21 protein-coding genes are annotated in these 23845 nt (G+C 64.4%); 15 read left to right on the top strand and 6 right to left on the bottom strand.

Translation table 11 applies throughout. The annotated features are described in order from the left end of the window. Window positions 1–33: 33 nt before the first annotated feature. Genes rnhA through ispH form a run of 3 tightly spaced genes read right to left on the bottom strand, consistent with a single transcriptional unit; the run spans window position 34 to window position 2414 of the window. On the bottom strand, window positions 34–465 hold the full coding sequence (rnhA, locus tag AC3WLM_RS04385; protein ID WP_039334207.1) for a ribonuclease HI: 432 nt from the start codon (window positions 463–465) through the stop codon (window positions 34–36). Beyond that, window positions 462–1433 (bottom strand): homoserine kinase, encoded by a 972-nt coding sequence (thrB, locus tag AC3WLM_RS04380; protein ID WP_492476705.1) that lies wholly within the window; start codon window positions 1431–1433, stop codon window positions 462–464. The genes rnhA and thrB overlap by 4 nt, the downstream gene beginning before the upstream one ends. Window positions 1434–1445: 12 nt before the next feature. Further along, window positions 1446–2414 carry a 4-hydroxy-3-methylbut-2-enyl diphosphate reductase gene (gene ispH / locus AC3WLM_RS04375; RefSeq protein WP_039334202.1) on the bottom strand — a complete coding sequence of 323 codons (969 nt, stop codon included), beginning with the start codon at window positions 2412–2414 and terminating at the stop codon, window positions 1446–1448. Between the two features lie 135 nt (window positions 2415–2549). Between ispH and AC3WLM_RS04370 the strand changes: the two genes are divergently transcribed. The 3 genes from AC3WLM_RS04370 to AC3WLM_RS04360 all read left to right on the top strand — a co-directional run bounded on the left by AC3WLM_RS04370 (window position 2550) and on the right by AC3WLM_RS04360 (window position 5894). Further along, window positions 2550–3212 (top strand): hypothetical protein, encoded by a 663-nt coding sequence (locus tag AC3WLM_RS04370; protein WP_039334200.1) that lies wholly within the window; start codon window positions 2550–2552, stop codon window positions 3210–3212. 131 nt (window positions 3213–3343) lie between these two features. Continuing rightward, window positions 3344–5092 (top strand): arginine--tRNA ligase, encoded by a 1749-nt coding sequence (gene argS / locus AC3WLM_RS04365; protein ID WP_492476704.1) that lies wholly within the window; start codon window positions 3344–3346, stop codon window positions 5090–5092. 37 nt (window positions 5093–5129) lie between these two features. Beyond that, window positions 5130–5894, top strand: coding sequence for an SPOR domain-containing protein (locus AC3WLM_RS04360; protein WP_492476703.1), 765 nt, complete (start codon window positions 5130–5132; stop codon window positions 5892–5894). 13 nt (window positions 5895–5907) lie between these two features. On the opposite strand, the gene AC3WLM_RS04355 is transcribed toward AC3WLM_RS04360, so the two are convergent. Beyond that, window positions 5908–7074, bottom strand: coding sequence for a Rieske 2Fe-2S domain-containing protein (locus AC3WLM_RS04355; protein ID WP_492476702.1), 1167 nt, complete (start codon window positions 7072–7074; stop codon window positions 5908–5910). On the opposite strand from AC3WLM_RS04355, the gene AC3WLM_RS04350 reads away from it, so the two are divergent. From AC3WLM_RS04350 to tatC, 7 genes are all read left to right on the top strand, one after another. After that, the gene (locus tag AC3WLM_RS04350; RefSeq protein WP_197423821.1) at window positions 7063–7713 is read left to right on the top strand and encodes a TetR/AcrR family transcriptional regulator; all 651 of its coding nucleotides are present in this window, start codon (window positions 7063–7065) and stop codon (window positions 7711–7713) included. The two genes, AC3WLM_RS04355 and AC3WLM_RS04350, sit on opposite strands and share 12 nt — an antisense overlap. Before the next feature lie 87 nt (window positions 7714–7800). After that, window positions 7801–8817, top strand: coding sequence for a beta-N-acetylhexosaminidase (nagZ, locus tag AC3WLM_RS04345; RefSeq protein WP_492476701.1), 1017 nt, complete (start codon window positions 7801–7803; stop codon window positions 8815–8817). Beyond that, the gene (locus AC3WLM_RS04340) at window positions 8817–9614 is read left to right on the top strand and encodes a segregation and condensation protein A (protein WP_039334193.1); all 798 of its coding nucleotides are present in this window, start codon (window positions 8817–8819) and stop codon (window positions 9612–9614) included. Before nagZ ends, AC3WLM_RS04340 begins: the two co-directional genes overlap by 1 nt. After that, window positions 9611–10222 (top strand): SMC-Scp complex subunit ScpB, encoded by a 612-nt coding sequence (scpB, locus tag AC3WLM_RS04335; protein ID WP_062347763.1) that lies wholly within the window; start codon window positions 9611–9613, stop codon window positions 10220–10222. Before AC3WLM_RS04340 ends, scpB begins: the two co-directional genes overlap by 4 nt. Window positions 10223–10288: 66 nt before the next feature. Next, complete coding sequence (locus tag AC3WLM_RS04330; RefSeq protein ID WP_492476700.1) at window positions 10289–10528, top strand: twin-arginine translocase TatA/TatE family subunit; 240 nt, start codon at window positions 10289–10291, stop codon at window positions 10526–10528. A gap of 27 nt (window positions 10529–10555) precedes the next feature. Continuing rightward, window positions 10556–10966, top strand: coding sequence for a Sec-independent protein translocase protein TatB (gene tatB, locus AC3WLM_RS04325; protein ID WP_039334187.1), 411 nt, complete (start codon window positions 10556–10558; stop codon window positions 10964–10966). Then, window positions 10963–11781, top strand: coding sequence for a twin-arginine translocase subunit TatC (gene tatC, locus AC3WLM_RS04320; RefSeq protein ID WP_039334185.1), 819 nt, complete (start codon window positions 10963–10965; stop codon window positions 11779–11781). Before tatB ends, tatC begins: the two co-directional genes overlap by 4 nt. A 151-nt stretch (window positions 11782–11932) precedes the next feature. On the opposite strand, the gene AC3WLM_RS04315 is transcribed toward tatC, so the two are convergent. Both AC3WLM_RS04315 and AC3WLM_RS04310 read right to left on the bottom strand, forming a co-directional pair. Beyond that, window positions 11933–13621 (bottom strand): amidohydrolase, encoded by a 1689-nt coding sequence (locus AC3WLM_RS04315; protein WP_492476699.1) that lies wholly within the window; start codon window positions 13619–13621, stop codon window positions 11933–11935. Then, window positions 13618–14550 carry an NAD(P)-dependent oxidoreductase gene (locus tag AC3WLM_RS04310; RefSeq protein ID WP_052242354.1) on the bottom strand — a complete coding sequence of 311 codons (933 nt, stop codon included), beginning with the start codon at window positions 14548–14550 and terminating at the stop codon, window positions 13618–13620. The genes AC3WLM_RS04315 and AC3WLM_RS04310 overlap by 4 nt, the downstream gene beginning before the upstream one ends. A 95-nt stretch (window positions 14551–14645) precedes the next feature. Here AC3WLM_RS04310 and AC3WLM_RS04305 point away from each other — a divergent pair, with 95 nt between their 5' ends. The 5 genes from AC3WLM_RS04305 (at window position 14646) to AC3WLM_RS04285 (ending at window position 23809) form a co-directional block, all read left to right on the top strand. Then, window positions 14646–15032, top strand: a complete 387-nt coding sequence (locus AC3WLM_RS04305; RefSeq protein ID WP_052242334.1) for a VanZ family protein — start codon at window positions 14646–14648, stop codon at window positions 15030–15032. Window positions 15033–15069: 37 nt separating this feature from the next. Next, complete coding sequence (locus AC3WLM_RS04300) at window positions 15070–16320, top strand: threonine ammonia-lyase (RefSeq protein WP_492476698.1); 1251 nt, start codon at window positions 15070–15072, stop codon at window positions 16318–16320. Between the two features lie 217 nt (window positions 16321–16537). After that, window positions 16538–17404 carry an arginyltransferase gene (locus AC3WLM_RS04295; RefSeq protein WP_062347753.1) on the top strand — a complete coding sequence of 289 codons (867 nt, stop codon included), beginning with the start codon at window positions 16538–16540 and terminating at the stop codon, window positions 17402–17404. Beyond that, window positions 17373–19604: an autotransporter assembly complex protein TamA gene (locus tag AC3WLM_RS04290; RefSeq protein WP_492476697.1), complete on the top strand. Its 2232-nt coding sequence runs from the start codon at window positions 17373–17375 to the stop codon at window positions 19602–19604. Before AC3WLM_RS04295 ends, AC3WLM_RS04290 begins: the two co-directional genes overlap by 32 nt. Then, window positions 19604–23809: a translocation/assembly module TamB domain-containing protein gene (locus tag AC3WLM_RS04285; protein WP_492476696.1), complete on the top strand. Its 4206-nt coding sequence runs from the start codon at window positions 19604–19606 to the stop codon at window positions 23807–23809. Before AC3WLM_RS04290 ends, AC3WLM_RS04285 begins: the two co-directional genes overlap by 1 nt. Window positions 23810–23845 lie beyond the last annotated feature (36 nt).

The following is a 23845-nucleotide window of genomic DNA, read 5'->3' as shown; positions in this document are numbered from 1 at the left end:
TGCTGTCAGTCGCCTTGGCGGCGGCAGCCGCCGTCAGGCCGCCACTGCCGCGTCGCTTGCCAGCTTGTCGACCCGCTCGTTCTCGGGGTGGCCGTCGTGGCCCTTGACCCAGACCCATTCGACCTTGTGCGGACGCACGGCTTCCACCAGCGCGCGCCACAGGTCTTCGTTCTTGACCGGCTTGTTGTCGGCCGTCTTCCAGCCCTTCTTCTGCCAGCCGAACACCCACTTGGTGATGCCGTCGAGCACGTATTTGCTGTCCGTATGGAGCGTCACCCGGCACGGCTGCTTCAAGGCCTGCAGCGCCATGATCGCGCCCATCAGCTCCATGCGGTTGTTGGTCGTCTCCTTTTCAGAGCCAGCCATTTCCTTCTCGTGCTCGCCCATGCGCAGCAGCGCGCCCCAGCCACCCTTGCCGGGATTGCCCTTGCACGCGCCGTCGGTGAAGATCTCGACGTGCTTCACCCGAATACCCCCGGGTTCGCCGCATAGAACTGCAAGCGCCGGGCGAATGCCATCGGGTCCTTGCGCACCACCAGCGCGTCGGCGGGTGTATTGAGCCAGTCGTAGGCGCGGCTCGAAGTGAAGCGCATTGCCGCCCCTTGCGCCAGCAGGGGCAGGGCAGCCCGCTCCTTCGCCGACAGTGGCCGTACCGCCTCGTACCCATCGAGCAGTGCTGCCGAGAGCTCGGTGCTGAAGTTACGGCCCGTCGCGTCGAAGCACCACGCCGCATGCGTCACCGCGACGTCGTAGGCCATCAGGTCGTTGCAGGCGAAATAGAAGTCGATCAGCCCGGTAACCTTGTCGCCCAGCATCAGCACGTTGTCGGGAAACAGGTCGGCGTGGATGACCGCGCACGGCAGGTCCTGCGGCCAGCCTGCAGCGATCTTCGGCATGTGCTCGGCAACCAGCCCGGCCAGTTCGGGATCGATCGCGGCCAGCCCTTCGGGCCCGCAGGCGTCGAACAGCCGCTGCCATTCGGCGCGGCCCATCCCGTTCGCACGCGTTCCGGCAAAGTCCGCCGACGCCTGATGCATTTGCGCCAGCGCAGCACCCACCGCGCGGGCCTGTCCCACCGTCGGTTCGCTCACCGAAACGCCGGGGAGGAATTCAATCAGCGCCAGCGCCTTTTCGCCCCGCCGCCGGAACAGCGCCCCCTCGCGATCGTGGATGGTGCGCGGCACCGGGCAGCCCTTGGCAGCCAGGTGATCGAGCAGCGAGAGGAAGTAGGGCAGGTCCTCCAGCTCGATGCGGAACTCGTACATCGTCAGGATGAAGCGGGCACCGCTGCCATCCCGGCCTGTCGTTTCCAGCAACCAGTTGGAGTTCGAGACGCCCTCGGCGATGCCCTTGGCCGAGACCAGTGCGCCCACGTCGAATTCGTTGACAAGCGCGGCCATCTCTTCCGCGCCGATCTGGGTATAGACCGCCATGTTCCTTGCGCCTTAGTCGAGCAGCTGGCGCGGCAGCTTGAACACCATCTTTTCCTCGGCGGTGGTCACCGTCTCTTCCGAGATGGGGCGCAGCTCTCCGATCTTCGCCACCACTTCCCGCACCAGCACTTCGGGCGCGGAGGCCCCCGCGGTGAGCCCCAGCGTGTTCACGCCTTCGAGCCATTCGGGATCGATCTCGTTCGCGCGCTGGATCAGGCGCGAACGCGTGCCCATGCGCTCGGCCACCTCGACCAGACGCAGCGAATTTGAGCTGTTCGGCGCACCGATCACCAGCAGCAGGTCGCATTCCCCGGCAATGGCCTTGACCGCTTCCTGGCGGTTCGAAGTGGCATAGCAGATATCTTCGGCCTTTGGCCCGGCGATCTGCGGGAACTTCGCACGCAGCGCCGCCACGATTTCGGCAGTATCGTCCACCGAAAGGGTCGTCTGCGTCAGGAACGCAAGCGGCGCGTCGGCCGGGAATGACAGCTTGGCGACGTCATCCACGGTCTCGACCAGCGAGATCGAACCTTCGGGGACCTGGCCCATGGTGCCGATCACTTCGGGATGACCCTTGTGGCCGACGAACAGGATGTGGCGCCCGGCCTCGACCTGGCGCTCGGCCTGGCGGTGGACCTTGGACACGAGTGGGCAAGTGGCGTCGAGCCAGTCGAGCCCGCGCGCGGTCGCATCCTGCGGCACGACCTTGGGCACGCCATGCGCCGAGAACACCACCGGCGCGCCATCCGGGACCTGATCCAGTTCCTCCACGAAGATCGCGCCCTTGGCCTTCAGGCCGTCCACGACGAAGCGGTTATGCACGATCTCGTGCCGGACATAGACCGGCGCGCCATAGCGCTGCAGCGCGCGTTCGACGATCTCTATCGCCCGGTCGACCCCGGCGCAGAAGCCGCGCGGAGCAGCAATGAGAAGGCGTAATGGAGCCGTTTCGGCAGCGACGTCTGGCAAGCTGGCGTTCATCCTGCGGCCCTTAGCAGCAAGCGCGGCGTACCGCCATTGCCGAAAGCGGCTGCGGTGGGTAGAGGTGGCCGAAATGTTGGCCGGAGTTCGGTTTCCGGTCGATCAGACGCTGCAAGTATCGAGGATCGAGTGCCCATGAACGCAAGTGCCCGCCGTATCGCAATTCTGGGCGCCCCGCTCGTGGCAGCCCTCGCGCTTTCGGCCTGCGGCGGCAAGAAGGGCGAGCTTGTCGTTGATGACGCGGTGGGCGTCACGGCGCTGCGCGATCCTTGTCCGCGCGTGGGCATCCCTGATTACACCGGCGACGTCACGGTATTCAGCGATCCGTCTCGCACCGATTCGGCGGCGATCGATATCGAGGCGACGATCACCAACCTGCGCGCACAGTGCACCGACGGTTCGAAGCTCCACTCTGTCGCCAGCTTCGACGTGCTGGCCCGTCGGTCGAGCAAGGTCGGCGCACGCCGCGTCGAACTGCCCTATTTCTCCACTGTCGTGCGCGGCGGCAACATCGTCGTGGCAAAGCGCGTGGGCAAGGTCGTGATCGATTTCGCCGACGGGCAGGATCGCGCTACGGGTCGGGCGCAGGCCGGAGCCGATGTGGACAAGGCCGAGGCATCGCTTCCGGAAGACATCGTCAAGCGCATCTCGCGCAAGCGGCGCGCGGGCGACGAAGACGCAGCAGTCGATCCGCTTTCGCAGCCCGATGTCAAGGCAGCTCTCTCCAAGGCCAACTTCGAACTGCTCGTCGGCTTCCAGCTGACCGACGCGCAGCTCCAGTACAACGTCCGCAAGTAAGTCTCCAACTCTCGGGGGCAGAGGGGCAACTCACCTGCAACTCTCGCAGGCAGAGCGGCAACTCGCCAGAGTGAAGGGCAGGCAGATCGATGCCCTTTCGCTTTGTCCGTGATTGGGCTAACCGCCCGCCCATGACTGACGCCCGGATCAACCTCCACGCCGACTTCGCCTCGGTAATCGACACCGCGCTGACTGCGCTCGAAGCCGCAGGAACCCTCCCTGCCGGTCTGAACCGAGGCGCGGTGACGTGCGAGCCGCCGCGCGATCCTTCGCATGGGGATCTGGCGACCAACGCGGCGATGGTGCTGGCCAAGCCCGCGGGCAACAATCCGCGCGCGCTGGCGACTGCGCTGGTGGCCGAACTTGAAAAGGAGCCGCGCGTCGTCTCGGCCGAGATTGCCGGGCCCGGCTTCATCAACCTGCGGCTGACCGACGATGCCTGGCGCGGTGAACTCGCGCTGATTGCGTCGGCGGGGGCGGACTATGGCCGCTCGACCATGGGCGGCGGCAAGATCGTCAACGTCGAGTACGTCTCGGCCAATCCGACCGGGCCGATGCACATGGGCCACTGCCGTGGCGCGGTGGTCGGCGATGCGCTGGCGGACCTGCTCGTGTTCAGCGGGCACAAGGTTATCAAGGAATACTACGTCAACGATGCAGGGGCACAAGTCGATGTCCTCGCCCGCTCGGTGCACATGCGCTACCGCGAGGCGCTGGGCGAAAGCATCGAAATCCCCGAAGGCCTCTACCCCGGCGACTATCTCGTTCCCGTGGGCAAGGCGCTCGCGGACGAGTTCGGCGACAAGTACGTCGGTGCGCCCGAAGCTGACTGGCTGATCCTCTTCCGCACCCGCGCCGTTGCCGCGATGATGGACATGATCCGCGCCGATCTTGCCACGCTCGGCATTCACCATGACCTTTTCTCATCCGAAGCGGAGCTTCAGGCTTCGGGCAAGGTGGACGCGGCCGAACAGTGGCTGCGCGCCCACGATCTTGTCTATGATGGCCTGCTCGAAGCGCCCAAGGGCAAGACGCCGGAAGACTGGGAACCGGTTGAGCTGCCGCTGTTCCGTTCGACAAAGTTCGGCGACGATCAGGATCGTCCGATCAAGAAGTCGAACGGCGCCTGGACCTACTTCGGTGCGGACCTCGCCTACCACTTCCAGAAGGCGCAGTCGGCCGATGCCCTCGTGGATATCTGGGGCGCTGACCACGCTGGCACCGTCAAGCGGATCAAGGCCGCGGTTGCCGCGCTGACCAGCGCTGAGGGTGGTGAGCCCAAGCCGTTCGAGGTCAAGCTGGTACAGATGGTGCAGTTGATGAAGGGCGGCCAGCCCTTCAAGATGTCCAAGCGTTCCGGCAACTTCGTCACGCTGGCGGATGTCGTCGAGATGGTCGGCAAGGACGTGGTGCGCTTCACCATGCTCACACGCAAGCCCGACGCGCAGATGGACTTCGATTTCGACAAGGTGGTCGAAGCCAGCAAGGACAACCCGGTGTTCTACGTGCAGTACGCCCACGCGCGCATCTGCAGGAACATTCGCAAGGGCGCCGACGAAGGCTTTGCCCCGTCAGGGGAAAATCTCTCGCTGCTGGGCGAGGAGGAGCTGGCACTGGTCAAGCTCGCCGCGCAATTCCCACGCACGGTCGAAGCCGCTGCCGTGGCGCGTGAGCCGCACCGCATCGCCTTCTTCCTCCACGATCTCGCCTCGGCGTTCCACTCCTACTACAATCTCGGCAACGACCGGCCCGAGAAGCGCTTCATTGTGGCACAAGACTCCGCAATGACTGCAGCCCGCCTTTTCCTCGCCCAACAAATCGGGCAGGTAATTCGTAACGGTCTTGCGCTATTGGGCGTTGAGGCAGCGCAAGAACTTTGACGTCAATCGGGGCAGGGCACTCATGAACGGGTCTGGCATGAACGGGGAAAACGGGCAGAATTCGTGGGACGAAGAGCCGGGCAAGCCGTTTGACGTCTCTGCCGAGATGGCGGAACCTGCGGGGGACCGGCTTGCGCTCGGCGACGAGGAACGCCTGCCCTGGCTCGAAAGCGCTGACGATATCGATGGTGAGGACGAAGACAGCGGCAATGGCCGTCTGATCGGCTTTGCCGTGATGGGCCTTGTGGTGCTTGCGGCGCTGGTTGGCGGGATCTGGTACGCCAGCAACCGCACGGCAGGGCCTGCCGGAGCCGACGGGAGCCTGATCGAGGCAAGCCGTGAACCCTACAAGGTCGCGCCAAAGGATCCCGGCGGCAAGACTTTCGAAGGCACCGGGGATTCCAGCTTCAAGGTCAGCGAAGGGGAAAAGCCTGTCGCCAACCTTGCCGGTTCCGCCTCGCCAACCCCGGCGCCAGCCCCTGCAGCTGCCCTGTCGCCAACACCTTCGGCCAAGCCGAGCGCCGGCGCGACCTCTGCGCCGAAGCCGAACCAGGCCGCTGCGACCGGCGGTGTCGGCGTGCAGGTCGGCGCCTTCTCGTCCAATGCAGCGGCGGAAGCGGGCTGGCAGAAGCTCATTGCCAACCATGAAGCCTTGAAGGGCCTCTCGCACCGCGTGATCGAGGGCAAGGCCGATATTGGCACTGTCTACCGCCTTCAGGCGGTGGCGGGTGATCTGGCTTCGGCCAACGCGCTCTGTTCACGGTTGCAGGCCAATGGCCTGAAGTGCCAGGTGAAGCGCTGAACCAGCGGTGACGTCAGGAAGGGCAAAGCTCCTTCCTGATTTGCGCTTCCAGTCTGCGCCGTACTTTCAACGCGCCGTTATCGACCCGCGCGCTGATCTCGGTCGGCAGTGTTGCTCCTGATTGCAGCACCGTCTCGATCGCTTCGATCGCGGCAATATCCTCTGGCTGTATGCGTGCGCCCATGGCGATCTGCATTGCGCCCAGGGCCGGATTGTCTGTCGCAAAGTCGCGTGCGGTGTTGACGAAATACCGAACCTGCGTTGGCGAGACGGGCGTGATGAGGTGGATGTAGTTCTGCGTCCCCAAGGTTCGACCGGTCAGCGCATCGGACATCGCTCCCCCGGTACGGATCAGGGCAGGCGAGAGATACTGCGCATCGAAGTGCTGGTGCACGGGACCTTCCTGGTCCGGAAACTGGCTTCGGATCAAAGAGTTGGCAGGCAGGTTCTCGCCCCTGCGAACAACGGTTATGGCGGCTTCGCTTTCTTCGACTTTGACTGGAATCGAGGCCACTTGCTCGCCGCCGGGGATCGTAGTGGCGTGAATGAAGGTCGCATGGCTCAAATCAAGCAGGTTTTCGATCAGCAGGGTATATCGGGCAGCAATGGTGACCGGTGCGTGCTGCTCGACCGCCCAGTCCGCGCAGCCCAGGCCAATCGCGCCAAGATCGGGAAGCATGCGCTGATCCGCAGCCTCTGCATTGCCCGTCCACACCCAGACAAGCCCGCCAGTCTCGATCACGGGATAGCGACGCAATGCCGATTTCTGGGGCACGCCTGACTGGCTGGGCACGCGCTGGCATGTCCCGTCGGCTCCGAAGGTGAACCCGTGATAGCCACACTGTACCGAATCGCCGACCAGACGCCCCAATTCCAGCGGAAAGGCGCGGTGCGGGCAGACTGCTCCGAGCGCTACGGCGTCGCCCGCCTCGGTCCGGTACAGGAGAACCCGCTCACCCAGCATCTCGCGCATGAGCAGCGATCGCCCGACTTCGTTGCCGTAGGCGGCAACCCACCACTGGTTGCGGGGATAGGGCTGCTCGACCTTGAGCGGATACATGGCTGTTCTCCCAAAATAACACCGCCGGATGTTTGTCAGTTGATAAGGATATTTGTCAAGTGACAAACTTGGCTTGCCAAATCCGCGGCGGCAGGCCATTCGATGCGGATGGTCCGACAAGCTCGCGCTCCCGTGTTGAAACCGTCCCGCTATGACGGTGACGAGAACAGGCGTGTCGTGCTCGAAGCGGCGTTGCGGGTTTTCTCGGAAGTCGGCTTTGCAGCTGCCAGCACGCGGGCGATTGCGGCTGCGGCAGGGATCGAACAGGGCCACCTGGCCTATTATTTCCCGACCAAGCTTTCGCTATGGCAAAAGGTGGTCGAGGCGTTCGCGCGCACTGGAGAAGTTCATCTTCAGCACCAGCTGGCGGGCGATGCCCTTGGTGATCCGGTTGCGACGGCATGGCGCATCCTGCCCGGCTTCCTACGCACCTTCGCCGATGAGCCACGCCTGACGCGGCTGATGCTGCAGGAGTTCTCGGTGAACTCAGAGCGACAGAAATGGCTGGTGGAGGCGTTTGGAACACCGGTGTGGGAGCTGCTTGCCCCCTTGTTCACAGCGCTTTCGCTGAAAGGGTATCTTGGTGGGAGCAGGCCGGAAATCGCCTATTTCAGCCTGATCGGTGCGGCCCTTGTCACATTTGGCAATGGCGATCTGATACGGACCATGTCCGGCGCGGATCCTGCTGACACGCACTGGATCGAAGCGGCCATCGCGCACATGATTGCGCCGGTGGTCATGGTTGCGCCAGTGGCCTGAGGCATCACGTCGCAAACGGCGCAATTATCCCCCATTGCCGCGGCTGGAACTCTTGCCAAAGGCTTCGAAACTCGCAAGTTCGCTGCCATGTTGCCTGCAATTTTCGGGCTTTCCGGCCTGACCCTGACTGAAGACGAACGCGCCTTTTTCCGCGACGCGGATCCGGCGGGGTATATCCTGTTCGGGCGCAATGTCGAAAGTCGCGCGCAGGTGCGCGCGTTGACCGACGAGTTGCGGGCACTGCATGGGCGGGACCGCACCTTCATCTGCATCGATCAGGAAGGCGGGCGCGTCGCGCGGATGAAACCCCCGGTCTGGGCGGCCTACCCGCCGGGCGAACGCTTTGACCAGCTTTACGACGTGGCGCCCGCCAGCGCGATCGAGGCGGCACGGGCCAACGCCCATGCGCTCGGGCTCGACCTGGCCGAGGTGGGGGTCAGCGTCGATTGCCTGCCGCTCCTCGACGTGCGCCAGCCCGGCGCCCATGACGTTATCGGCGACCGTGCGTTGGGGGCCGAGCCGATGCGCGTTGCCGCGCTTGGCCGGGCCACGATCGACGGGCTGGCGCGGGCAGGGGTTGCAGGCGTGGTCAAGCATATGCCCGGCCATGGCCGGTCGATGGTCGACAGCCACAAGGAAACTCCGGTTGTTACGGCGAGTGCCGAGGAGCTGGAACTGGACCTCGCGCCGTTCCGCGCGCTGAAGGATGCGCCGATCGCGATGACCGGCCATTTGCGCTTCACCGCATGGGATGCCGAAAACCCGGCAACTCTATCGCCTTATGTGATCGAAACGGTGATCCGCCAGGCCATCGGCTTTGACGGCCTGCTGCTGACCGATGATCTCGATATGCAGGCACTTGGTGGGACTGTCCCCGAACGGGCGGTCCGAGCGCAGGCCGCCGGATGCGATCTTGCCCTCAATTGCTGGGCGAAGATGGACGACATGATCGGCATTGCTGAAGGTCTCACGCCGATGAGTGCGACGACGGCGGAGCGGCTGGAGCGCGCCCTGCGGGGCACGGCGGCGTTCGATGGACCTGCCGACATTTCGGCCCAGGCCGAACTCCTCGCCACGCGCGACCGGCTGCTGGAACTTGCGTGATGACAGGCGATGTCGTTCCTGCGCTGTTTGATGGAGACGAGGCGTGGGACGGCATTGCCACTGCACCAACCGGCGATGCGGCGCTCTATCTGGAGCTTGATGGCTGGGAGGGACCGCTTGACCTGCTGCTGGAACTGGCGCGGCGGCAGAAGGTCGATTTGCGCACGATCTCGATCCTTGAGCTGGTCGCCCAGTATCTCGACTACATCGATCGTGCCAAGGCGCTGAAGCTGGAGCTTGCCGCCGATTATCTGGTGATGGCGGCGTGGCTGGCCTATCTAAAGTCATTGCTGCTGCTGCCACGCGATCCCGAAGTGCAGCCGAGTCCTGAAGAACTGGCGCTCAAGCTGCAATTGCGGCTGCAGCGTCTGGGCGCGATGCGCGAGGCAGGCGCGCGGCTTATGGGGCGGGACCGCACCGGCCGCGACGTGTTCCTGCGCGGGCGCCCTGAAGGCCTTCGCGTTGACCGCAAGGCGCTGTGGAAGTCCGATCTGTTCTCGTTGATCCAGGCCTATGGGGCGATCAAGCTGCGCAGCCAACCGGTCGTCCATATGGTACGCGAGCGTGCCGTCGTGACGTTGGATGCAGCTCTGGCACGGGTCTCGCAAATGCTGGGCATCGCGGTGGAATGGACCGATCTGCGGGCGTTCCTCCCGCTGGATGCCGATCCCGCGTTGCGCAAGTCTGCATTGGCTTCAAGCTTCCTGGCCGCGCTTGAGCTGGCCAAGCAGGGTCGTGCCGAACTTGCGCAGGACGAGGCATTCGGGCCGGTCATGCTAAGGGCTTCGCGGGCATGACGGAGCGGGCGGGCGATCTCGAGCGTGCGGTGGAGGCTACGCTGTTTGCCGCAGAGCAGCCGCTGACCGCGCTGGAAATCTCGGCGCATCTGGGTGGGGCAGCGGTGGACGATACGCTGGTGTCGCTCACGCAGGCCTATGCGGAAAGAGGGATCAATCTCGTCGAACGAGGCGGACGCTGGCACTTCCAGACGGCGGCCGATCTTGCCCATCTGCTGCGGCGCGAGAAGGAAGAGCCACGCCGCCTGTCGCGCGCGGCGACCGAGGCCTTGGCGATCGTTGCCTACCATGAACCCGTCAGCCGCGCCGAGATCGAGGCGATTCGCGGCGTGCAGACGGCCAAGGGCACGCTGGACGTGCTGCTGGAAGCGGGCTGGATTCGCATTGCCGGGCGTCGCGAAGTGCCGGGCAGGCCGACGATCTATGCGACGACCCCCGAATTTCTCACGCATTTCGGCCTGGCTTCGCGGCGCGACCTGCCGGGAATCGAGGAATTGCGGGCGGCGGGACTGCTCGACCCGGTCGAAGAGGCGTTTGCCGTCTTGACGGGGGGCGAGGATGGGGACACGGGGGCGATTGATCCGTCAGGCGGGGAAGACGCCGACTGACGCGACGGAAAAACTGGCATGTGGGGCGCGCGGTCCCTATCTAGGGAACGCAAAGGAGTTAGTGACATGGGTGGTCTTTCCCTTCCGCACCTGATCGTGCTTGCGCTGGTCGTGCTGATCCTGTTCGGCCGTGGTCGCATTTCCGAAATGATGGGCGATTTCGGCAAGGGCATCAAAAGCTTCAAGCAGGGCATGAACGACGAGGACAACAAGCCGGTCACGCCGCCGCCTGCGCAGATCCAGCAGCAGCAGGTGCCGCCTCCGACACCGGCGCCTGCGCCGACCTCGACCGATCAGGCTCAGTAAGCTGCTGTAAGACAAGGCGACAGGGCCGTGTTCGACATCGGCGCGTCCGAACTTCTGGTGCTGGTCATCGTGGCGATCGTCGTGATCGGCCCGAAGGACCTACCTATGGCACTGCGCACCGCAGGGCGGTGGGTGGCGAAGATGCGTCGCGTTTCCAACCACTTCAAGTCGGGCATCGAAACCATGATCCGCGAGGCGGAAATGGAGGAGATGGAGCGCAAGTGGAAGGAACAGAACGAGCGGATCATGCGCGAGACTGCGGCTCAGGAAGCCGCCGCCGAAGCGCAAGGCCAGACCGTGGCTGCCGCAGAGGACCAGAACGATCCGTTCCCGAACCCGCTGCCTTCGGATGCGCCACCCTCTGCCGCAGATCCGGTGATGATCGGGCCGATGCCGCCTGAGGAAAAGACCGCCAGACCGGAAGCTCCTCTGCCATGATCTCGGACATCGACGAGACGCAGGCCCCGCTGCTCGACCACCTGCTGGAGTTGCGCACGCGCCTGCTGCGCTGTGTCTATGCGCTGGCGATTGCCTTTGCGGTCAGCTTCTACTTTGCCGACCAGATCTTTGCGCTGCTGGCGCAGCCGCTGGTCCATGCCTTTCCGCCGGGGCAGGGCAAGCTGATCTATACCAAGCTTTATGAAGCCTTCTTCGTGGAACTGAAGGTTTCCATGTTCGCGGCGTTCTTCGTCAGCTTTCCGGTGATCGCCAACCAGCTCTGGGCGTTCGTCGCGCCGGGGCTCTATGCGCGTGAGAAGCGCGCGTTCCTGCCTTTCCTGTTCGCGACACCGGTGCTGTTCACCGCAGGTGCGAGCCTTGCCTACTTCGTGGTGATGCCGACAGCGTTCAAATGGTTCCTCGGGTTCGAGGGTAACAAGGGCGGCCTGCAGTTGGAGGCACTGCCGGGAACGGGCGATTACCTCAGTCTGGTCATGCAGTTCATCCTCGCCTTCGGGATCAGTTTCCTGCTGCCTGTGCTGCTGATGTTGCTGAATCGCGCGGGGATCGTCAGCCGCGACCAGCTGGTCAAGGCGCGGCGCTATGCGATCGTGGTGATCTTTGCCGTGGCGACGGTGGCGACGCCGCCTGACGTCGTTTCGCAGCTGATGCTGGCGATTCCGCTGCTGATCCTGTTCGAGGGAACGCTGCTGCTCATGCGCTTCACCGAAAAAGCCGATGCAAAGCGCAAGGCTGAGGAAGAAGCCGAAGCCGCTGCACTTGCGGCTGGCGAGACGCCACCCCTTCTTCCGTAAAAGGAAACGGGGGCACAAAGGCCCCCGTTTCGGTACTTATAACTCAGAGCCTCGCAAAGCTCGCGAAACCTCAGGTGAGAGGGCGGGTTCCGCGACGCAGCCGTTGGGCAGCATCCGGAAAGAGCGCCCCCAAGCCTTCCGCGTCGCCACCCTAACGCTTTGAAGGCGTTTCGGTTTCCACCCCTTTTTCGGCGGACCAGACCTTGCCCCCGCCAATCCACGTTTCCAGGACTTTCGTCTCCCTGAGCTGTGCAGGATTTGCGGTGAGTGGATCGGTGTCGACCAGCACGAAGTCTGCCCTAAGACCGGGCGCAAGGCGGCCGAACCGGCTTTCGGCAAATCCGGCATAGGCAGCATCGACAGTATAGGCCGCCAGTGCTTCGGCGGGCGTCACGCACTCCTGCGGCTGCCAGCCACCCGCGGGCTGATTGTCCGGTCCCTGGCGACTGACAGCAGCGGCAATCCCCGACCAGGGGTCGGCCACTTCGACCGGAGCGTCGGACCCGAAGGCAAGACGCACGCCAGCGGACTTGAGCGATTTCCAGGGATAGGCGCCGGCAAGGCGGTCCGGACCGAGCCTCGCTTCGGCCATCACGCGGTCAGAAGTCTGGTGAATCGGCTGCATAGAGGCGATGGCACCGCTCGCCGCGAAACGGGCGATGTCGTTCGGATCGACGATCTGGGCATGTTCGATACGCCAGCGGCGATCGCCCTTGTAGGTCTCGGAAAGGTCGGCGATTGCGCCGATGACGGTGGCATTGGCCTGATCGCCGATAGCGTGGATCGCGACCTGGAAGTTGTCCATCGCCGCGCGGCTCATCAGATTGCCGAGCTGGGTCTGGTTAAGTTGCGGGAGCCCGCGCGTGGCAGGTGCATCGGCATAGGGCGCTTTCAGCCAGGCACCGCGCGATCCCAGGGCGCCATCGACATAGAGCTTTACGCCGTTGAGCCGGAGCCGGTCTTGATAAAGCCAAGGCGAGGGGCCGGGGCCGCCGATGAGAACCATCTGCTCGGTGCCGCGGGCATAGGCCATGATGCGAACATAGAGCTTGTTGGCATCGCCGGCGCGGCGATAGGCCTGCCAGTCCTCGATTGCGGTGCCCATGTCGGCCACGGCGGTGACACCCCGCTTGAACAGGATCTGCTGGGCATTGGCGAGCGCGAGATCGCGGTCTTCGGGGCGAGGCGCCGGGACCTTGCTGCCGACGAGCTCCATTGCGGCATCGACCAGCACGCCCTGCGGGCTGCCATCGGGGGTGCGTTCGACCTTGCCGCCTGCCGGGTCCTTGGTCGAAGACGAGACGCCTGCAGCCTTGAGGGCTGCGCTGTTGGCCCAGCCGGCGTGGCCGTCAACCCGCTCCAGCCAGACCGGGCGGCCACCAGTGACCGCGTCGAGTTCGGCAGCGGTGGGGAAGCGGCCGAGTTTCCAAGCTTCCTGATTCCAGCCTCGCCCGATGATCCACGGACGGTCCGGGTGCTCGGCACTGAACTTGGCGATGCGGTTCAGCGCATCGGCAAGCGAGGTAGTGCCGGATAGATCGAGGCTCAAGGCGGCGAAGCCGATGTCCATCACGTGAACGTGCGCATCGATCATGCCCGGGAGCATGACGCGGCCCTTGCCATCGATGTGGTACTGGTAATCCTTGCGCGGTTTCGGCTTCTTTTCGCCGGTATGGATCACGCGCTTGACGACGCCGGCGCTGTCGAACAGCAGGCCGGTGAATTGCTCCACCTGGCCATTGGCGCCGATTGTCGTGCCGCGCACATTGTCGACCAGGGTATCGGCATAGGCGGCTGGAGCGGTGGCGAGAAGCAGTGCAGCGAGGGCGAAGCGCTTCATGCCTTCTTCGCCCGGCGCGGCAGGCGACGGATAAGCGCCGAGGTATCTTCACGCCCATGGCCCATGGCCTGCACGTCGACATAGAACTGATCGACCAAGGCCGTTACCGGCACGCTCGCGCCAAGGTTTCGTGCCTCGTCCATGGCCAGGCCGAGATCCTTGCGCATCCAGTCGACCGCGAAGCCGAAGTCGAATTCGTCCTTGGCCATGGTGTGGAAACGGTTGTCCATCTGCCAGGACTGCGCAGCTCCGCCCGAGATCGCCTCGAAGACCTTGTCGAGATCGAGATGGGCGATCTGGGCAAAGCGGATCGCTTCGGACAGCCCGGCCAGCGTGCCGGCAATGCACATCTGGTTGGCCATCTTCGCGGTTTGCCCGGCACCGGACTTGCCGACATGGACGACGCGTTTGGCATAGGCAGCAAGGATCGGGCGCGCGGCATCGACAGCCTTGGCGCTGCCGCCGCACATGATGGCAAGGGTGCCAGCTTCCGCGCCTGATTGGCCGCCGGTCACGGGGGCGTCGACGCAGAGCAGCTCCTTGTCGCGGCCCTCGACCGCGATCTGCCGGGCGATGCGGGCCGATACCGTGGTGTGATCGATGTAAAGCGCGCCGCGCTTCAGCGTCGAGAACACGCCGTTAGGGCTGAGCACGACATCGGCAAGATCGTCGTCGTTGCCGACGCAAGTGATGACGGCATCGGCTCCGTCAGCGGCTTCGGCAGGGCTGGTGGCGATGCGGACGGAAATACCGGGATTGGCCGCCGCCCAGGCTTCGGCACGCGCCGTGGTGCGGTTGTAAATCGTGAGAGTGTGTCCCGCCTTGCCGAGATGCCGCGCCATCGCGCCGCCCATTACGCCAAGGCCAAGGAAGGAAACATTTGCGGGGGCAGCTGCTGGCCCGGTCGATGCTGGTGTCTGGTCGCTCATGATGCGCATTCATATCCGGTTTGCTGCCGAGTGCCAGTAGCTCCGTGCCAGTAGCCGCTTGCCTGCAGAACAGGGGCAAAGCATAGCGGTTGGCGATGCAGCGCTTGATCGACCTTACCTCCCGCGTCGCACGGTTTGCGTTCTGGCCGGCTTTCGCATTTGCGCTCATCATGGCTGTCCTGCCCAAGCCTCCGAGCCTGCCGATCGACAGTCTGGGCGACAAGTTTGCGCACATGCTGGCGTTCTTCACGCTCTCGCTGCTTGCTGGCGTCGGCTGGCCGAGGGCATCGTTGCTGCGTGCTGCGTTGTGGCTTTCAGTTGTCGGGGCTGGCATCGAAGTGGTGCAACTGATCCCGTTCCTCCACCGCGACTCGGACTGGCGTGACTGGGTGGCGGATAGCGCGGCCATACTCGTGGCGATGGTTCCGGTGACCGGTTTTCGCTGGTTCGCTGTCTCCCGCGCCGAATCCGGTAAAGCTTGAGGTTTTCTTGGGGGCCGCTTTCCGTTAGGGCGCGGCCATGGAAAACGTAGCGCTCAAGCCCGCCATGCAGGGACATTCCCTGCTGACCCTCGCCGATGTTCGTGCCGCGGCGGAGCGTATTTCGGGTCAGGTTGTGCGGACGCCCACGCTTTACAGCAAGACGCTCAGCAACATCACCGGGGCCGACATCTGGCTCAAGTTCGAGAACCTGCAGTTCACTGCCGCCTACAAGGAGCGCGGCGCGCTCAATGCGCTGCTGCAGCTGACCGAGGAGCAGCGGTCGCGCGGGGTGATCGCGGCATCGGCCGGGAACCACGCCCAGGGCCTGAGCTATCACGGCACGCGCCTTGGGATGCCCGTGACGATCGTCATGCCGAAGACCACGCCGACAGTGAAGGTGATGCAGACCGAGTCCGTGGGGGGCAAGGTCGTTCTCGAGGGCGAAACCTTCGATGAAGCCTATGCACATGCGCGGAAGCTCGAAGGCGAACTGGGCCTGACCTTCGTTCACCCGTTCGATGATCCGCGCGTGGCGGCCGGGCAGGGCACCGTCGCGCTCGAAATGCTGGAAGACGCGCCGGAGATCGAGACGCTGGTGGTTCCGATCGGCGGCGGTGGCCTGTTGTCGGGCATGGGTACTGCCGCGCGCGGGATCAAGCCGGGCATCGGGCTTGTCGGCGTTCAGGCGCAACTGTTCCCGTCGATGTATGCCAAGCTCAAGCATCTCGATCTGCCTTGCGGTGGGGATACGCTGGCTGAAGGCATTGCCGTGAAGGAGCCGGGCGAGTTTACCTCGAAGGTTCTCGCCAACATCGTCGATGATGTCGTGCTGGTCAGCGAAGCCGCTCTGGAGAGTGCGGTTGCGGTGCTGCTGCAGATCGAGAAGACCGTTGTCGAAGGTGCCGGCGCAGCCGGGCTGGCCGCCGTGATGACACACAAGAAGCGGTTTGCCGGGCGCAAGGTCGGCATCGTGCTGTGCGGCGGCAATATCGATACGCGCCTGCTGGCCAATGTGCTCCTGCGCGATCTGGCCCGCTCGGGCCGGCTTGGCCGCCTGCGCATCACGTTGCAGGATCGCCCAGGCGCACTGTTCAAGGTGGTCGAGGAGTTCAACCGGCACCAGGTCAACATCCTCGAAGTCTGGCACCAGCGCATCTTCACCTCGCTTCCCGCCAAGGGGCTGACGGCTGAGATCGAGTGCGAGGCGCGGGACCGTGAGCAGATCGACAGGCTGGTCGCAGGGCTGCGTGCCAAGGGCTACGATCTGGAGCAGGTTGAGCTGGGCTGATACAGCCAAGCCGCCTCGCTCGGCGTTAACCTTCGGGTCGAGGACTGTCCTGCGAAGGGACTCGTGCCGTCGGCCATGGCCAAATCGCCATTCCGGTCAGGAAATGGCGCGAATTTGTGCATGAAAGGTAGTTAACGGGCTTTTAGGATTTGCCTGGCTGAGGCATGTTTGTTGCTGACACGCCGGATAGTCCGGCCTCAGGAGCACAAGCCCCGCCGTGACCGCGCCCGTTCGCTTCCCGCGCTTTTTTGTTACCAGTCCCGCGCCGTGTCCGTACCTGCCGGGGCGGAGCGAGCGAAAGGTGTTCACCGAGCTCAAAGGCCCCAACGCGGACGAGCTGAACGATGCGCTGGGCCGCATCGGATTCCGCCGCAGCCAGACTGTTGCCTACCGCCCCAGCTGCGTCGAATGCACTGCCTGCATCTCGGTGCGGGTGGTCGCCAATGCGTTTCAGGCCTCATCAACGCAGAAGCGGATCTGGAAGCGCAACCGCGATCTTGTCGTAAGTGTGTGCAAACCTTGGTCAACTCCGGAACAGTTCGAGCTGTTGCAGCGTTATCTCGCCGTGCGTCACCCGGGCGGGGGGATGGCCGCCATGGACGAGATGGATTTCGCGGACATGGTGGAACACACCCCGGTCAAGAGTTACGTTATCGAATACAGGGAGCCGACCACCGATGGTTCGCAGGGCAGACTGGTAGGGGCCTGTCTGACCGACGAGCAGGGCGATGGTCTCTCGATGATCTACAGTTTCTACGATCCACAACACGAGACGCGGTCCGGGCTTGGCACTTTCATCATCCTCGACCATATCCAGCGAGCAGGCCAGGTCGGCTTGCCGTATGTCTATCTCGGCTACTGGGTCGAAGGATCGGAGCGCATGCAATACAAGGTGCGCTTCCGCCCGATGGAGAAACTGGGCCGCGATGGCTGGGAACGGTTCGAACCTGCTGAACAGGCCAGCGCCATCGAGCGCGCCGTCACTGCACGGCAAGGCGCTAATGCCGATCTGCCGCGAAGCGGCATCGAAGGGAGCCTCAAGGACGGGGTTCATGGGGCGCAGGAGCGCTACGCCCACACCTGACCTCCCGCTCGCGCGCATTCTGGCGGCGGTCTTGCTGCTTGCTCTGCCGACGCAGGCCTTGGCACAGTCGCGTGATGCGGATCAGGAGCTTGAGGCCCTGATCCCCGACTCGGCGCTCGATAATGCGGATACATGGGCGCTTGATACCGAGGCTGCTCGCACCGGCGCGCCGGCTGCGACCGTGATCGAGCAGATCGAGGCCGATACCGCCATGCCGGATCTTCCCGGCATGACCATTCCGTGGCCGGACGGGAGCGAGATTCCCGATATCCAGCCGCTCACGCCCGATCCCGATATCGACGTGGCCGAACAGTCCACCGATGCGGCGGTCGATGCCCTGCCCGGGCAGGAAGAGGGCGACGTGGCGGCCAGCGTCCGGCTGGCTGATGCCGACGTTTCGCGCGTGGGCAAGCAGGTGGAGGTCGCGTTTCCCGGCGGCAAGGACGCCATTGCCGATGCAGGCGACATCGTCGACCGGTTCGCCGGACTTTCGAGCCTCAAATCCTTCGACGACGATGAAGACAACCTTGCCCAGATCGTCCGGCGCGCCAGGACCGATCGCGAGACGCTGGCCGAGGTCATGCGCGTTTACGGCTATTACGATGCGCAGATCTACCAGACCCTCGGGGGACTCGAGGATCGCGCAGAGGGTGAAGCCACAGGGCCGATCGATGTCGAGAAGGTGGTCGTGCGCTTCGACGTGCAGCCCGGACCACAATACAAGGTTGGCCAGATCGCGCTTGGCGATCTTTCCGCGACAGGCCCGGATTATGAGGCTTTGCGCGGGGCCTTCAAGATACAGCCCGGGGACGCGATCAATGGCGACAGGATCGTGGCCGAGCGCCTCTCGTTGCAAACGGCATTGGGCGAGACAGGCTACGCCTTCGCCAAGCTTGGCGATCCCGACCTGCTGATCGACCATGAACGGCGCGAGGGCGACCTGACGGTGCCGGTAACGCCGGGCGGGGTCTATCAGTTCGGCAAGATCAACTCTTCGCGCGACCGCTTCCTGAGTGCGCGGCATCTGCAGCGGATCGCGCGATTCGATCCGGGCGATCGCTTCAAGCGTTCGGAAGTGGACGATCTGCGTCAGGCAATCCTGGCGACCGGACTTGTTTCCTCGCTGACCGTCGAGGCACGCGAGGTGGCAAAGCCTGCCGGGCAAACGCCAGGCACGGTCGATGTCGACGTAACGCTAACCCCTGCACCCCTGAGGACCATTGCCGGGCTGATCGGTTACTCCAGCGGTGAAGGCTTCCGTGTCGAGGCCAGCTGGGAGCACCGCAACTTCTTCCCGCCCGAAGGCATGGTGCGCGTACGCGGGGTTGCCGGCACGCAGGAGCAGCTTGCCGGCCTCACCTTCCGCCGCAACAATTTCTTGACGCGCGATCTCGTGCTCAATGCCGATCTCTATGCGCGCAATCAGACAAGCAGCGCCTTCGAGGCACGCACGGTTTCGTTCACTGCCGGGATTGAGCGGCAGCAGACGCTGCTGTTCCAGAAGCCGTGGGTGTTCTCGGCCGGGGTCGAGATACTGGCCACGGGCGAGCGCGATGCGGCGGCGATCCTTGCCCGCCAGGCGCGCAAGACCTACTTCATCGGCGCACTGCCGATGCGCGCGGCCTACGACGGCAGCGATGACCTGCTCGACCCGACACGGGGTTTCCGCGTGGGTCTGCGCGTCTCACCGGAGATCTCGGTGCAGAACGGCGTGAAGTCGAGTTATGGCAAGGCTCAGCTCGATGCGAGCTATTACCAGCCGGTGGGCGAGAAGCTGGTCGTGGCGGGCCGCGTACGGTTCGGCACGATTCTGGGCACAGACATCACCAACATCGCGCCGTCGCGCCGGTTCTATGCCGGCGGTGGTGGATCGGTGCGTGGGTATGGCTATCAGCTGATCGGCCCGCGCGACACCGCAGGCGAGCCGAGCGGCGGCCGCGCCCTGAGCGAATTCTCGCTCGAGGCGCGCGTGAAGACCGGGCTGCTGGGAGGCGCAGTGAGCCTGGTGCCGTTCGTCGATGCCGGTGCGGTGGACACCACGACGACCCCGCGCCTGCGCGATATCAAGGTCGGCGCGGGCATCGGCCTGCGTTATGAAACCAACTTCGGACCCATCCGCATCGATCTGGGAACGCCGCTGAACCCGTCCAAGGGCGACAGTCGCATCGGCGTCTATGTCGCGCTGGGTCAGGCTTTCTGATGGCGGACGATGTGCCTCTGCCAGAGCAGACTGCGGCCGAGCCTGCAAGGCCGGTGCGGTCGCGCAGGTCGCGCTTCGTGCGTGGCGCGGCGCGACGGGTGGCGATCCTGTTCGTGGCGGGCATCGCGCTGGTGCTGGCTGCGCTGGTGGTCCTTGACTCCTCGCTCGGTCACCGTCTGCTGGCAGATCGCATTGCCGCGATCACGCCGGGGTCGGGCCTGCGGATCGAGATCGGCCGGATCGATGGGTCCATCTACGGAGCCGCGAAGCTGCGCGACATCAGGGTGAGCGATCCGGAAGGGGTTTTCCTGACAGTGCCCGAGGCGGAGCTGGATTGGCGGCCGCTTGCCTGGCTCAGGACGGGGCTCGATGTACGGTTGCTGGCCCTTCATCGCGGCGTACTGCGCCGGGCGCCCCGCCTGCGACCAAGCGAAGACCCTGATGCGCCGATTCTCCCGAATTTCGACATTCGCGTCGACAGACTGGTCATCGACAACCTGACGGTATCTCCGGCCATGGCAGGGCAGAAGCGCCGGGTGGACGTGGTTGCCAAGGCGGATATTCGTGGGGGCCACGCCATCGTGGACGTCAACGGTCGGGTCGCGGGCGATCGCGTTGTGTTCAGGCTGGACAGCGAACCCGATCGCAACAAGTTCGATCTCCAACTCGCCTATGATGCGCCACGCGATGGCATGATGGCCAAGATGTTGGGCGCCGATGGCGACATTCGCGCGCGTGTTGGCGGCAAGGGCGGCTGGACGCGCTGGGACGGCGTGGCGTATGCGACCATCGGTGAAGAACGATTGGCCGCATTTCAGCTGGCAAATCGCGCTGGTGCCTACAGCCTTGGCGGCCAAGTGTGGCCGGGCAAAATGCTGAAGGGCACGGCAGGGCAGGCAGTCGGACAGACGCTATCGCTGCTTTACGACGGGACTTTTGTTGACAAGGCGTTGGAGGGCACGCTCCGTGCGGCGGGCGATGCATTCAAGGTAAGGGCCGAGGGCAAGCTCGATCTTGCGAACAACGAGGCCGAGGATGTCAAGGTGCGGGCAATGGTGCTCAGGCCCGAACGGCTTATGACTGCGCCGCAGCTTTCCGGTGTCGCGATCGATGCTACTTTCAACGGCGCGTTCTCCGATCTCTCCATCGAACATCAGGTGGCGGTGCAACGGCTCAAGCTCGGCACTCTTGATGCGCAGGGCCTGCGCTCGTCCGGCACGGCGACATGGGACGGCAAGCGGTTTGTCCTGCCGCTGAATGTCAGCGCGCAAAGGGTCGTCACTGGCAACGCAATGATCGATCCTCGCTTTCCCGGTGCGCGCGTGAACGGTGACTTGGTTTTCGCCGGTAATCGCCTGACCTCGGACAACCTCGCGCTGACGATGAAAGGCCTGGCCGCGCGCCTTGCCCTCAGCGGCGACATGGCGCGCGGAGGTTATGCTCTGGCGGGGCCGGTGGTGGCACGAGGATTTGCCATCGAAAACCTCGGTGCGGTCGACGGTACGGCCAAGATCCTGTTCAAGATCGGCAATGGCGTGCCGTGGACCCTGCAGGCAAACCTTGCCGGGCGCATGACGCGGATCGACAACGCCACCTTGCAGTCGCTGACGGGCGGTGGCGTGCGGTTTACTGGCGGACTTGCTCTTGGTGAGCGCATTCCCGTCACATTCCGCAAGGCACGGATAAGCTCGGCCAAGCTGCAGATGGCGCTGGATGGCAAGGTGTTGCCCGGTGGTGCCGCATCGCTGCGCGGTAGTGGCCGTCATGCGGACTATGGCGCCTTCACGGTGCAGGCGGCGATGACCAACGAAGGTCCGAATGCAGTGCTGGTATTCGCCAGCCCGCTTCCCGCAGCAGGACTGAAGGACGTTCGCGTGGCGCTCTCGCCCATTGCCGACGGATTCCGCATCGAGACGGCGGGCGATTCCACGCTCGGTCCGTTTACGGGGACACTGGGCCTGTTCATGCCTCCGGGGCAGGGCACCCGGATCGATATCCAGCAGTTCCGGGTCTGGCAGACGGACGTGACGGGCGGTGTGTCGCTCGGCAAAGATGGCGTTGCGGGTCAGATCGCGCTGGCAGGGGGTGGCTTGAACGGCACGGTATTGCTTAGCCCGCGTGAGGGCGGTCAGGGCTTCGATGCCAATGTCATCGCCCGCAACGCCCGGTTCGGCGGGGCGCGGCCGCTGTCCATCGGCAATGCCAAGATTGATGCAACCGGCCTGATCAAGGATGGGCACTCGACCATCGAAGGCACGCTGCTCGCCGAAGGCATTGGCATGGGCAAGGTATTCATCGGCAAACTTGCCGCTTCTGCCTATCTGCAGGACGGCAGCGGTTCGGTGACCGCTTCGGTCTCGGGCCGGAGAGGTACGCAATTCGCGCTGCAAGGGACCGCGGCCTTCTCGCCCGACCAGATCGTGACCTACGTCTCGGGGGAGTACGCCGGACGGCAAGTCAGAATGCCCCGCCGCGCGATCCTGACGCGCGAGGGGGAGGGCTGGCGCCTGTCGCCCACCCAGATCGGCTTCGGGCGAGGCATCCTGATTGCCGAAGGCCATGTTCTGGGCGGGCCTACACAGCTGCGTCTTCTGCTTTCGCGCATGCCGCTTTCGGTGGCGGACATTGTCGTGGCTGACCTTGGCCTCGGCGGCGTTGCCTCAGGCATCGTCGAGTACAACAACGACGGGCAGGGTGCGCCTTCGGGCAATGCTGCGCTGATGGTGCGGGGGCTGTCGCGGTCGGGGCTGGTCCTCACATCGCGTCCCATCGATGTGGCACTTGTCGCAAAGCTTGATCCCGACGCCCTGCAGATGCGAACCGTGCTGCGCGAGGGCAACGACATTCGCGGTCGGCTCCAGGCCGTGGTAAGCGGCCTGCCGCGCGGCGGCGGCTTCATGGACCGGCTCGAAAGCGGACGGCTTGCCGGGCAACTGCGCTATTCCGGTCCCGCAGAATCGCTCTGGCGCCTATCAGGCGTGGAGATATTCGATCTTACCGGGCCATTGGGCGTGCGGGCCGATATCTCGGGTTCCATCACCGCTCCGGTACTGCAGGGCGCGGTCGCCTCGAAAGGGTTGCGTGTGCAGAGCACGCTTACCGGCACCGATCTGCGGCAGGTGGAACTGGCAGGAACCTTCACCGATTCCCGCCTGCAACTGGCCCGATTCTCCGGCGTGACCACGAATGGTGGCAGGGTCAGTGGAAGCGGCTCGATCGGGCTTGCGGAATTGTCCGAACATGGCCCGACCATCGATCTCAAGCTCTCTGCTCGCAATGCACAGCTGATCTCGCGCGATGACATGGCCGCGACCGTGACAGGCCCCTTGCGCATTGTGAGCAATGGCGTGGGCGGAACCATCGCCGGCCGGGTGAGGATCGAAAGTGCGCGCTGGGCACTGGGCCGGGCGAGCGCGGTGCAGGAACTGCCGATCATCGCCACGCGCCAGATCAATGCCCCTGCCGATGCCGCCCCGGCCAGGGCTGCCGCAGCGCCCTGGCGCTTCCTGATCGACGCATCGGGCGCCAATCGCATCGATGTACGCGGGCTTGGCCTTGAAAGCGAATGGGGCGCCGATATTCGCCTGCGCGGCACGACCGCCGCGCCGCAGATCATCGGCACCGCCGATCTGGTGCGAGGTGGCTATGAATTTGCCGGCAAGCGCTTTGAACTGACGCGCGGGCGCATCCGCTTTACCGGTGAAGTCCCGGTAGACCCGCAACTGGACATCGTCGCCGAGGGCGATGCCAACAATATCAACGCCAAGATTTCGATCACCGGCACCGGCAACAAGCCGATCATTGCATTCTCGTCGACGCCCTCGCTGCCGGAAGAGGAACTGCTCAGCCGGATCCTGTTCGGCAGCTCGATTTCGCAGATCTCCGCGCCCGAAGCTGTGCAACTGGCTTCGGCCCTGGCCAGTTTGCGCGGCGGTGGCGGGCTTGACCCGATCAACAAGCTGCGTGCCGCGATTGGCCTCGACCGTCTGCGCATTGTCGGCGCCGACCCGACAGTGGGATCGGGGACCAGTATTGCCGTGGGCAAGTACATCGGACGCCGCTTCTTCGTCGAACTCGTGACTGATGGCGCGGGCTACAACGCGACATCCGTCGAATTTCGGATAACTCGCTGGCTAGCCCTGCTGGGTACGGTTTCGACGATTGGCGACGAAAGCCTCAACCTCAAGGTCAGCAAGGACTACTGATACCCACAAAGCGAAAAGGGCCACTCTTGCGAGCAG

The organism is Novosphingobium sp. FW305-C-30-35 (genome assembly GCF_058783135.1).
The sequence above is the reverse complement of the archived record's forward strand: the minus strand, read 5'-3'. Positions and strand labels throughout refer to the sequence as shown.